This is a genomic window from Fulvivirga imtechensis AK7 (assembly GCF_000331535.1).
Classification (GTDB): domain Bacteria; phylum Bacteroidota; class Bacteroidia; order Cytophagales; family Cyclobacteriaceae; genus Fulvivirga; species Fulvivirga imtechensis.
In genome coordinates, this window is sequence record NZ_AMZN01000087.1 from 84,917 (window position 1) to 96,329 (window position 11,413).

Genomic DNA, 11,413 nt, shown 5'->3' on the forward strand with positions numbered 1-11,413 from the left:
CAGGAAATAGGAAATCTGAAATAAAAGGAAAATCTGAAATAGGAAGTAAGCTATTTGGCAGAAGCAGCAGGCAATTTAATCACTGGTATTGAGTCGTCAGTTATGAGGAAAAGATGAATCTCCATCCAAATCACGTGCGCCAATCTGCTCTTGGGAGGAGACACAGGGATGGATTGGTGAATCGGAAGTACGATTAACGGGTAGTTTAACCACAATCTTTCATTCTAACTTAGCTCCACCTCATCATAATCATGCATCTTGTCAAAATCCAACAGGATATCTCCCGACTCCTTAGTTTCATAGGTAGAGTTGAACCTGGCGTTCCGGATGATCTTCTTTTAATTTGCTTAGATGGTTCCATACTACGAAAATAGAAAAGATGACTCTAGTAGATTATTCGAGAAAGACAAAACTTACTTTGAATACACTATTTTTATCATCAAAGAAGTAAATAATTATAAAAGTTGTATTTTGAATTTTAGTTGCTAAGGCTCTCACTGTTGAGCGCAAATAAACTACCCAATTGATATAAAAACTTATTACCATTAATACCTCACATGACAACATTAGTAATTGGTGCAAGCGGGGCAACCGGACGGCAACTGGTTGAGCAACTGGTGAATATGGGACAGAAAGTAAAAATAATTGTCCGCTTGCCCGAGGCATTGCCTCGATCATGGATAGATAATAACTCAATATCAATCATCGCGGCTGCTGTACCTGATATCACCATAGACGAAATGACGGATCATGTGAAAGGTTGTCATGCGGTTGCCTCTTGTCTTGGTCATAACCTGACCTTGAAAGGTATCTTTGGAAAACCGAAAGAATTAGTAACAGATAGCGTTCGGTTGCTCTGCAATGCTATTAAAAATAGTTCACCAAAATACCCGGTAAAATTTGTGTTAATGAATACTGTTGGCCATAGAAACAGAGATTTGAATGAAACCAGTTCATTTGCAGAGCGAATGGTCATAGGAGTACTGCGTTTGCTATTGCCGCCGCAATCGGATAATGAAAAAGCAGCCGACTATTTAAGGGTAACTATCGGTCAAAACGATCCATTAGTTGCATGGGTGGTAGTTCGCCCTGACAGTTTGCTTAACGAAGATAAAGTCACAGGTTATAACTTGCATGTTTCCCCGGTAAGAAGCCCCATTTTTAATCCTGGAAAAACCAGTCGTATCAATGTCGGACATTTTATGGCCAGGCTGATTGTTGATGATTACCTGTGGAAAAAATGGAAGGGACAAATGCCTGTGATATACAATGTCAGAAATAAAAACGGCTGACAAGTTTTAAACAGCTCCGCATCGCTCAATTCTCATTTTAGTTCATAAATGAAAAAACTGTGTCTCTCAAAACAGAGGTGAGCCAGGTAATAATGTATACCATGAAATTTGGTATATTCGGACAACTTATAAGTTGCAAAATGCATTTGACCAGAAAATGAACGCATATATTTTAACATCTGCATGTTTACTGTTTCTGTTGGGGTTAGCTCATTCCATTTTTGGAGAGATATTGATTTTTAAAAACCTAAGAGCCACAGGGAGCATTATTCCGTCAATGTTCAATGAACATTTAAAGGAACGACATACCAGGATCATATGGGCGACATGGCATTTGGTGACAGTACTCGGCTGGTGTATGGGAGTGGTACTGATAAGGATTGCATATCTTGCGAGTTCGCAGCTTCTTACATTTATTGTTAACTCTATAAGTCTCGCAACGCTCGTAGGCTCATTGCTGGTTTTGATCGGAACAAAAGGAAAACATCCCGGCTGGGTGGTACTTCTGATTATCTCAATTTTGCTTTGGGTTGGAGAAATCAAAATTTAATAAGTGGAAAACAATCAATACGGCCGTATGCAATTCAACATCAACAACACCATTCAGGTACTGGAAAGGACACCAAAAGTGCTATATGATATGCTCTACGGCCTTTCTGAAGAATGGACCGGTAATAATGAGGGGCCTGACACCTGGAGCCCCTTTGATATTGTCGGGCACCTCATCTATGGAGAGAAAACAGACTGGATAACCCGCATGGAGATTATCCTTTCCGGTAGGTCAGATAAAATATTTGAGCCCTTCGACCGCTTTGCTCAGTTCCGGGAAAGCCAGGGCAAAAATATGAGACAGTTGCTGGATGAGTTTCAGACGCTGAGAGAGAAAAATATTCAGCGCCTACGCACCCAAACCCTGACAGACGATGATCTGTCGAGAACAGGTATCCATCCCACCTTTGGAGAGGTGACGTTAAAACAACTACTGGCTACCTGGACCGCCCATGATCTGAACCACATCGCTCAAATCTCCAGGGTGATGGCTAAGCAGTATGATGTGGAGGTCGGGCCTTGGAAGGAGTTTCTTGGAATTTTGAAGTAGCTTCCTGACCTACCGGAAATCACATGATCTATCGAGAAGCCCAAATTAAAGACATACCCCACATCATGGCTGTCCGCCTGGCGGTGAAAGAAAATGTTTTGGCCGATCTCAGTCGTGTCTCCAGAGCAGATTGCGAAGAATATTTGACCAGAAGAGGTCGCGGCTGGGTTTGCGAGTTGCAGGATCAAATTGTAGGATTTGCCGTTGTTGATCTACAGGAAAACAATGTTTGGGCGCTGTTTATACTTCCCGAATACGAAGGCAGAGGTATAGGAAGGAAACTTCACCACATGATGCTTGATTGGTATTTTAGCCGGGGAAAGAGTTATCTATGGCTCACCACAGGAATGAATACACGGGCAGAGAAATTCTACGAAAGCTGTGGATGGCTTAAGACCGGACCTTACGGTGATGATGAGGTAAAGTTTGAGATGAGAGCAGATGATTGGCTGTGCTGAGCGCAGGTCCACCGTGAAATCAGGTGCAACATTTATCAGGTGGCTGGATTAATTTATGCAGTGTAACAAAATCCTTTCGCCACAGTCTTACTACCGATACCATTGTTCAATTCCGATCCTTTTCTTGTTCAGAAATGGAACACTTTTTTGCGGAGTACGTATAAGAAAATACCTAAACCAACTGAAATAACCGAAAATTACTTTCGGCATGTGGTTTGGCTACATGTTTTTGATCGATCAGAACTCAAAGTAAGTAAACAACAACAAAGGTCAAAAACAGGTTATGAACAGCTTAAGCTACAGGTTCTATGATGAGAAGCTGGATCTCATGTATGAGGCTTCTTACAGTACCAATCAGGAAAAGAGTGACAGAAGGCTTACCGAGTTATTACAAAGAAGTAAACTATTTCTGAATGTAGGTAATATTTCCTGCTACAGGATTGAGCCGAAATTTTAGATGAGGTGAGAGGTGTAATAAATTGAGGACGTCAGAAGGAAACTTTTTGAGACGTCCTCAGTTTTAATTTTTAACAGTATTCGTTAAACACCTCCATCAGGTGGTTGCCGATCATTTCAGCGCTTCGCCCTTCAATATGATGTCTTTCAATAAAGTGAACTAACTCACCATCCTTGAAAAGTGCTATGGAAGGTGAAGATGGAGGGTAGGGCATTGTATATTCCCTTGCTTTAGCCACGGCAGCCTGGTCTACTCCTGCAAATACGGTAGCAAGTGTGCCGGGCTTTTTATTGCTGGTCTCCACTGCCCATTTTACTCCTGGTCTTGCCGCGCCTGCCGCGCAACCACAAACCGAGTTGATCACCAACAGTGTAGTGCCTTTATGGTCGCTAAAATGATTGTCAACTTCTTCCGCTGTTTTGAATTCAGTAAATCCTACTGAAGTGAGGTCAGTCCTCATTGGTGCTACTAATTCTTCTGGATACATATTTAATAGTCTTTAGTCTCTAGTCTTTATTGTGTAATTAATTTTTTCTACAATCCTACATCACACATCTATTTCACAGAAAGCCAAGCTCAAGTTTTGCTGCTTCCGACATCATGTCCTGTGAGTAGGGTGGGTCGAATGTAATTTCTACGTTTACATCATTAACACCCTCTATTTTCCTGACGTTGTGCTCTACCTCTGCAGGTATGGTTTCCGCAGCCGGGCAGTTGGGAGATGTCAGTGTCATGAGGATATAGACATTATTAACGGGGTGAACGCTTATTTCATAGATCAGTCCTAATTCATAGACATCAACCGGGATTTCCGGATCATACACACTCTTTAGGGCATCCACCACTTTATCTCTCAATGTTTCTTCTGCTTGTTCGCTCATACTATGTGGTTGTTACGCTTCAATTTTACTTTTAAGGGCCAGAGCATATAGCTTCATCTGCTTGATCATAGCAGCAAAGCCATTCGATCGTTGGGTGCCGATAAAACGGTCCATTCCGATCTGATGGGGGAAATAAAGCTCTGCATTGATAATATCATCAGGTTTTTGATCAGAAAAAACCCGTACCAGCAGGCTTACCAACCCCTTGGTGATAGCAGTATTGCTATCAGCATTGAATTTGACCTTGCTATCCTCAAGATGGGCTGTAAGCCATACTTTAGACTGACAACCTTTTACTACGTTTTCTTCTGTTTTTTTTTCTTCCTCCATAGGAGGGAGTTTTTGCCCTAATTCCATAATATAGAAGTTGGTCATCTCCATATCTCCGTCCAGAATTGCAAACTCCTGTATGATATCGTCCTGTATTTCCTTTATAGATTCAGCCATTAATTTCCTTTTTACCGGCCACGTTAACTGACCTGATTTCACCGTTACGCCAAGCTTTATTTCATGAAATTTACGATCCTTTCCAATCCCTCTACCAGTCGGTCGATCTCTTGTTCCGTGTTGTAAACAGCGAAGGAAGCCCTCACGGTTCCTTCGATTCCATATCTTTCCATCAAGGGTTGTGTGCAGTGGTGCCCTGTTCGTACCGCCACGCCACGGGCATCCAGCATTTGGCCGATGTCGAAGTGATGAATACCATTGATGGTAAAAGAGAGTACACTTACTTTCTTTTGTGCAGTGCCCACCAATTTAATATGCTCTATGTGCGAAAGTGCTTTTGTAGCATATTCTAGCAGGTGGTTTTCATAAGCGGCAATATTGGCTTTGCCCAATCTGTCGACAAAATCTATGGCCTCTTTGAAAGCTGCTACGTCAGCGATATTTGGAGTGCCTGCTTCAAATTTATAAGGGATATCGTTGTAGGTGGCTTTTTCGAAGCTTACGTCTTTGATCATTTCACCACCACCTTGGTAGGGTGGCATAGCTTCAAGAAGTTCACGCTTGCCGTATAAGGCTCCGGTACCTGTTGGGCCATAAAATTTATGGGCCGAGACAGCATAGAAGTCACAATCTAAGGCTTGTACATCTATCTCCAGATGAGCAGATGCCTGTGCGCCATCGATCAGCACTTTGGCTCCTGCTTTGTGAGCTGCTGAGATCATTTCTTTTATCGGGTTGATAGTGCCCAGACTATTAGATGCATGGTTGACAGCCACTAACTTTGTTTTATTGCTCAGCAACGTGAGATAGTGCTCATAGTCCAACTCGCCATTTTCCTTAACCGGGATCACCTTTATTTCAGCCCCTTTTTCCTCAGCAACCATTTGCCAGGGCACAATATTCGAGTGATGCTCCAGACCTGAAATAATAATTTCGTCACCAGGGCCGAAATTTTGTCTGCCATAGGTAGAGGCTACCAGATTGATAGCTTCTGTAGTTCCTTTTGTAAATATGATCTCTTCCGCCTCTTTTGCATTGAGGAAGTGCTTTAAAGCCACACGCGTCTCTTCAAAAGCCTTTGTTGCCTTCTCTGCAAGGGTGTGTATACCACGGTGAATATTAGCATTATAGCCTTTGTAGTAACCATCTAATGCATCTATTACCTGTTGTGGTTTTTGTGTAGTAGCAGCATTGTCAAAATAGGCCAGGGGCTTTCCATTCACCTGCTGGTGTAGTATTGGAAATTCCTCACGGATGGCCTGTATGTCCAACACCTTGATAGTTTCCTGGCTGAATGGGGACATATTAAAAATCTTTATGTAATCTTTCTGATATCAGGTCTTCAAGATAAGCCTTCAACGGCTCCAGCTTTACATTCTCCAACACTTCAACTGCGAAGGCATACAACAGAAGCACTCGCGCACGCTCTTTGCTTACACCACGTGACTGTAGGTAGAATAATGCCTCTTCGTCAAGCTGGCCGGTAGTGCAGCCGTGAGAGCATTTTACATCATCAGCCCATATCTCCAATTGAGGCTTGCTATTGATAGTAGCCTGATCGCTAAGCAATATGTTTTTGTTCGACTGGAAGGCATTGGTTTTTTGTGCTGCCTGTCGTACATACACCTTTCCGTTAAACACTCCATGTGACTGGTCTTCCATAATCCCCTTGTACAGTTCATTGCTAAATGAGTTGGGTTTTATGTGGTCGATCTCAGTGTGATTATCTACATGTGTTTTACCGTGAAGCAGGTATAGTCCATACATGTGAGATTCGCAGCCTTCTCCATCAGAAGCGATGTTCAGATTGTTTCTGATCATCGCACCATTTAAAGTGAAAGTATAGGCAGAAAACTGACTATTACGTGCCTGCCAAACCTGGGTAGTGCCTACATGGAACGCAGTATCTCTGTTGTTTTGAATTTTGTAGTATTCGGCATTAGCGTTCTCGTTCACCACTATTTCAGAAACAATATTGGTAAAGCTCTCATGTTTTCCCACAGTATAAAATACTTCCAGGAAGGTTGCCTGACTGCTTTTACCTACAATAAACAAGTTTCTGGGCTGGTTGTAAGACTTACCGGCCTGCGCATCATTGAAAAAGTAAAGAGCAATCGGCTTTTCAACAAGTTTATTGTCAGGAATATGGATAAAGGAACCATGCTCAGTAAATGCCGTATTTAAAGCTATAAAAGCATCGTGCTCGTAGTTGGCATACTGTGCGAAATAGTTGTCGATAAGCTCTTTATCTTCCATAGTCGCTGCTTCCAGGTCTTTTATTGTCAACTGGTCTTCAGGACTTATTATAGTAGATAGTTCGTTGGAGAACACGCCATTAATGAAAATAAGGATGTTGGCATCCAATCCGGGAATCAGGCACTCCTCAATGGTTTCGCGATTGATTTTACCTTGTGGAGAGGGTGCTTTAAAATCGAATGTCTTCTGCAAAGCCTTTTTCAGGTCCGTATATTTATACTCCTCATTCCTGGCTGTTGGAAGTCCTAATTCCTGAAAAGCATTAATGGCTTTTTTTCGCACCTGGTGGATAGGCAGGGCACTTGCTCCGTTCAGCCTTTTTTCTAAAGCCTCAAAATTGGTAGTAAATTCTTGTTCTATGGCGTCTTTTATTACTTCACTCATGTTGCTCAGGGGTTGTTAAGCTGTAGTTGTGTCTACTTCTTCTTTTATCCAGTCGTAACCTTTCTTTTCCAGCTCTAAAGCGAGCTCCTTGGTGCCGGATTTTACGATCTTACCTTTGTAAAGCACATGAACATAGTCAGGAACAATATAATCCAACAACCTCTGGTAGTGTGTCACCACTATTGTGGCGTTGTCTTTTGTTTTAAGTTTATTAACACCATTGGCTACGATCCTTAAAGCATCGATGTCCAACCCGGAGTCCGTTTCATCAAGGATAGAGAGCGTTGGCTCCAGCATGGCCATTTGAAAGATCTCATTGCGCTTTTTCTCCCCTCCCGAAAAACCTTCATTAAGCGATCGGCTGAGTAACGACTGATCGATTTCTACCAGCTTCATTTTTTCTTTCATCATGGTCAGGAACGAAACAGCGTCCAAAGGCTCTTGTCCTTTGTGCTCCCTTACCTGGTTAAGAGCTGTTTTCAGAAAGTTAGTAGTACTTACTCCCGGGATCTCCACCGGATATTGAAATGCCAGGAAAACACCTTCACGAGCTCTTTCTTCCGGGGCAAGCTCCAGCAGGTCTTTACCGTTATAGGTAACTTCACCATCGGTTACTTCATATTCCTCACGGCCTGCTAACACAGATGCCAATGTGCTTTTACCGGAACCATTCGGCCCCATAATGGCATGCACTTCCCCGGGCTTCACCTCCAGGTTGATACCATTCAAAATCTCATTTCCTTCGATCGATGCGTGTAAATTTGTTATCTTGAGCATTACTTTTTAGTTCACAGTTTTCGGTTCTCAGTTCTCAGTTCTGAGTTCACAGTTTTCAGTTCTTAGTTCTCAGTTCTTAGTTCTCAGTTCTTAGTTCTCAGTTCTTAGTTCACAGTTTTCAGTTCTCAGTTTTCAGTTTTCAGTTCTCAGTTCTTTTGGTTTTATTGACGTAGTATTCAAGTTTTGGTTCTTTAAACTTTGAGCCTTTATATTCAGATGAATTCAGGTACTTCATCAATCCATGAGCCATTTTTGATATGTTCTCACAGCTTTCATATAACTCTTCAAATTGATCTGAACTAATCAATTTCCTGTCTTGTGCCATATAAAGTTGTGACTTAACCTCACTGCATGAACCTCTTGATACGGTCAAAAATTGTCGAAATTCTTTGTTTCCCTTTCTATCAAAGCCTTCAGCTATATTGTCCATTATTGATCCCGAAGACCTGTTTATCTGATCCTTCAATGCAAAGTCACGAATTTCCTGATTGGATAGCAAAATCTCATATATTTTATTTGCCAACTTCCGTGACTCCTGCCAAATTTTTAAATCTTCAAATCTCTCTATGTTCGCCATAAAACTGTAAACTGTAAACTCGGAACAGTGAACTGCTATCCTACACTACCTTCAAGCGTCAAAGCCAGTAGCTTTTGAGCTTCCACGGCAAACTCCATGGGTAGTTGGTTGAGCACTTCTTTGCAATAGCCGTTTACGATTAGAGCAACAGCTTTTTCTTCGTCAATACCTCTTTGTGTACAGTAGAAGATCTGATCTTCACCTATCTTGGAGGTGGTAGCTTCGTGCTCTACCTGTGCTGATTTATTTTCAATGTCGATATAGGGGAAGGTGTGTGCGCCACATTTATCACCCATTAGCAGAGAGTCACACTGGGAGAAGTTACGTGCTCCTTCAGCTCTCTTCATTATCTTTACCTGTCCACGGTAGCTGTTTTGTGAGCGGCCAGCGGATACACCTTTAGATACAATCCTGGATTTGGTGTTTTTGCCAATGTGGATCATTTTGGTGCCTGTGTCCGCCTGCTGCATATTGTTGGTAACGGCAACAGAGTAGAACTCGCCAATCGAATAATCGCCTTTTAATATACATGAAGGGTATTTCCATGTGATGGCGGAACCTGTTTCTACCTGAGTCCAGGAGATCTTTGAGCGCTCACCGGCACAGATACCTCTTTTGGTTACAAAATTGTAGATGCCGCCACGCCCTTCTTTATCACCAGGATACCAGTTTTGTACGGTCGAGTACTTTACTTCGGCATCTTTTTGAGCATAGATCTCTACTACAGCGGCATGTAACTGGTTCTCGTCTCTCTGAGGAGCAGTGCAACCTTCCAGGTAGCTTACATACGACCCTTCTTCGGCTACGATAAGAGTTCTTTCAAACTGACCTGTATTTGCTGCGTTTATCCTGAAATAAGTAGAGAGCTCCATTGGGCACCTCACCCCTTTAGGGATGTAGCAGAACGAACCATCGGAGAATACAGCGGAATTAAGCGCTGCATAGTAGTTATCACTGATGGGTACTACAGAACCAAGGTATTTTTTTACAAGCTCAGGATGCTCTCTTACTGCTTCACTAAAAGAGCAGAAGATGATACCGAGCTCTGCAAGCTTATCTTTAAATGTTGTTGCCACGGAAACACTGTCCAAAACAGCGTCTACGGCGACACCCGTAAGTCTTTTTTGCTCTTCGAGAGAGATGCCCAGTTTTTTAAATGTTTCTAAAAGTTCTGGATCTATCTCATCAAGGCTCTTGGGTTTAACCTTTTGTTTGGGAGCGGAATAATAAATGATATCCTGATAGTCGATATCCGGAAATTTAACGTTGGCCCACTTGGGCTCTTTCATCTTCGTCCACGACCTGTAAGCCTTCAGTCTCCACTCCAGAAGCCATTCAGGCTCTTCTTTCTTGGCAGAAATAAAGCGGATAATCTCCTCACTGAGGCCCTTTGGAGCCTGATCTGCTTCGAGATCAATCGTCCAGCCGTGTTCGTATTCCTTTGAAGTGAACTCCTCTAAAATCTGATTGTCTTTACTCATTCCGGTTATTTAGACTAATTTCAAATTACTTCACAAATGTACAACAAAATTTATACTTTAAGGTTCCTGAGTTGGTTTTTTTGGCATTGAAAAAGCTTATTGCCCGATAGGCTTTTTCAATGGTTTTTGGGGTCTAGTTGAATAGAACGATTGATGCTTTCTTCCAGTGAGATCATGGTGTCGGTTCTTACTATTCCTTCTACCCGCTGTATCTTATCATGAAGGAGGTCTTTCAGGTGCTGAGTATCTTTGCAATGGATCTTTGCAAACATACTATAGTTACCAGTGGTGTAGTGCACGTTGATGATCTCGGGGATCTGCTTGAGTTCAGCTATTACTTCATCATACAGGGCGCTTTTAGATAAGAAAATACCAATAAAGGCTGTGATGTCGTACCCTAATTTTGAATAGTCAAGTTTTAGGGTAGTGCCTTCAACAATTCCCATGTCTTCAAGCTTTTTCATGCGTACATGTACCGTACCTCCTGAGACAAATACCTGTTTTGCTACTTCTGTATAAGGCTTTTTGGCGTTTTTGAGCAAGATCTCAAGGATTTTGAGATCTATATTGTCAATTTCATAATTAGCGGCCATATATTTCTTGCTTAATTTTGTTATTGATAAACTTGATGTAAAAATATTAAAAATATTGTAAAAATTAACTCATAAAGTTGATATTTTTTTAATGTATGAATGCTTTTGCTAATTTTGAATTGTCAAACAAAAACACTGTAGGGTGTTGAAACAGGCAGACAAGCCCTCCGGTCTCGAGGGTGAAGGTAACGGGATAAATTCCTTAGGGCATCCAATAGCAATGGGAACTAACCGCTTCGTGAAGGTTCGAATCCTTCCCCTACAGCGAGTTTCTTCAAGTTTAGGTTTTTAAAATGAAGATCGGGGGTGGGCCAGTGGTTCACCCCTTAGTTTTTTTGGCGGCTGGTTACTTCTAGTTTCCAGTTTATAGTTTACAGTTCTCAGTTCTCAGTTCTCAGTTTACAGTTCACAGTTCACAGTTCACAGTTCACAGTTTATAGTTTATAGTTTATAGTTTATAGTTCACAGTTCACAGTTCTCAGTTCTCAGTTTACAGTTTATAGTTTGATGGTTGTCGGTGTTTGTTAGGGCGTAAGGCTTCAACATGAATAACCTCCAATGAAATTGGGGCGAATCATAATAAATACCCATCAACTCTGAAGGAGTTGAATAACGACCACCCCATATCCCCTTGCAATGCTATTAAGTTAGACCAGTCATCCCGAGATTAACATTTTTCACAAAAATGCACAAAATGAGATGACGAATTGT

At 41.8% G+C, this 11,413-nt stretch carries 14 protein-coding genes; 5 read left to right on the forward strand and 9 right to left on the reverse strand.

The genetic code is table 11. The annotated features are described in order from the left end of the window. Positions 1 to 557 precede the first annotated feature (557 nt). The 5 genes from C900_RS23355 to C900_RS30080 all read left to right on the forward strand — a co-directional run bounded on the left by C900_RS23355 (position 558) and on the right by C900_RS30080 (position 3,306). The gene (locus C900_RS23355; protein ID WP_009582761.1) at positions 558 to 1,292 is read left to right on the forward strand and encodes an NAD(P)-dependent oxidoreductase; all 735 of its coding nucleotides are present in this window, start codon (positions 558 to 560) and stop codon (positions 1,290 to 1,292) included. 157 nt (positions 1,293 to 1,449) lie between these two features. Further along, positions 1,450 to 1,842 carry a hypothetical protein gene (locus C900_RS23360; protein WP_040497388.1) on the forward strand — a complete coding sequence of 131 codons (393 nt, stop codon included), beginning with the start codon at positions 1,450 to 1,452 and terminating at the stop codon, positions 1,840 to 1,842. A gap of 3 nt (positions 1,843 to 1,845) precedes the next feature. After that, positions 1,846 to 2,391: a DinB family protein gene (locus tag C900_RS23365; protein ID WP_009582762.1), complete on the forward strand. Its 546-nt coding sequence runs from the start codon at positions 1,846 to 1,848 to the stop codon at positions 2,389 to 2,391. A gap of 23 nt (positions 2,392 to 2,414) precedes the next feature. Next, positions 2,415 to 2,849, forward strand: a complete 435-nt coding sequence (locus C900_RS23370; protein WP_040497390.1) for a GNAT family N-acetyltransferase — start codon at positions 2,415 to 2,417, stop codon at positions 2,847 to 2,849. A gap of 283 nt (positions 2,850 to 3,132) precedes the next feature. Then, positions 3,133 to 3,306 carry a hypothetical protein gene (locus tag C900_RS30080; RefSeq protein WP_009582764.1) on the forward strand — a complete coding sequence of 58 codons (174 nt, stop codon included), beginning with the start codon at positions 3,133 to 3,135 and terminating at the stop codon, positions 3,304 to 3,306. Positions 3,307 to 3,376: 70 nt separating this feature from the next. Here C900_RS30080 and C900_RS23375 read toward each other — a convergent pair whose 3' ends face one another. The 9 genes from C900_RS23375 to C900_RS23415 form a co-directional block, all read right to left on the reverse strand. Beyond that, complete coding sequence (locus C900_RS23375; protein WP_040497391.1) at positions 3,377 to 3,793, reverse strand: BrxA/BrxB family bacilliredoxin; 417 nt, start codon at positions 3,791 to 3,793, stop codon at positions 3,377 to 3,379. Positions 3,794 to 3,866: 73 nt separating this feature from the next. Continuing rightward, a complete protein-coding gene (locus C900_RS23380; RefSeq protein WP_009582766.1) occupies positions 3,867 to 4,187 on the reverse strand; it encodes an SUF system Fe-S cluster assembly protein in 321 nt (106 codons plus the stop codon). Between the two features lie 12 nt (positions 4,188 to 4,199). Continuing rightward, the gene (locus tag C900_RS23385; RefSeq protein WP_009582767.1) at positions 4,200 to 4,634 is read right to left on the reverse strand and encodes a SufE family protein; all 435 of its coding nucleotides are present in this window, start codon (positions 4,632 to 4,634) and stop codon (positions 4,200 to 4,202) included. Positions 4,635 to 4,690: 56 nt separating this feature from the next. Continuing rightward, positions 4,691 to 5,938, reverse strand: a complete 1,248-nt coding sequence (locus tag C900_RS23390) for a cysteine desulfurase (protein ID WP_009582768.1) — start codon at positions 5,936 to 5,938, stop codon at positions 4,691 to 4,693. 1 nt (position 5,939) lies between these two features. Beyond that, on the reverse strand, positions 5,940 to 7,274 hold the full coding sequence (gene sufD, locus C900_RS23395) for a Fe-S cluster assembly protein SufD (protein WP_009582769.1): 1,335 nt from the start codon (positions 7,272 to 7,274) through the stop codon (positions 5,940 to 5,942). Positions 7,275 to 7,289: 15 nt separating this feature from the next. Next, a complete protein-coding gene (gene sufC, locus C900_RS23400; RefSeq protein WP_040497392.1) occupies positions 7,290 to 8,051 on the reverse strand; it encodes a Fe-S cluster assembly ATPase SufC in 762 nt (253 codons plus the stop codon). Positions 8,052 to 8,190: 139 nt separating this feature from the next. Then, positions 8,191 to 8,628, reverse strand: coding sequence for a four helix bundle protein (locus C900_RS23405; protein ID WP_009582771.1), 438 nt, complete (start codon positions 8,626 to 8,628; stop codon positions 8,191 to 8,193). Positions 8,629 to 8,663: 35 nt separating this feature from the next. Further along, a complete protein-coding gene (gene sufB / locus C900_RS23410; protein WP_009582772.1) occupies positions 8,664 to 10,109 on the reverse strand; it encodes a Fe-S cluster assembly protein SufB in 1,446 nt (481 codons plus the stop codon). A 116-nt stretch (positions 10,110 to 10,225) separates the two neighbouring features. After that, the gene (locus tag C900_RS23415) at positions 10,226 to 10,702 is read right to left on the reverse strand and encodes an Lrp/AsnC ligand binding domain-containing protein (protein ID WP_009582773.1); all 477 of its coding nucleotides are present in this window, start codon (positions 10,700 to 10,702) and stop codon (positions 10,226 to 10,228) included. Between the last annotated feature and the right edge of the window lie 711 nt (positions 10,703 to 11,413).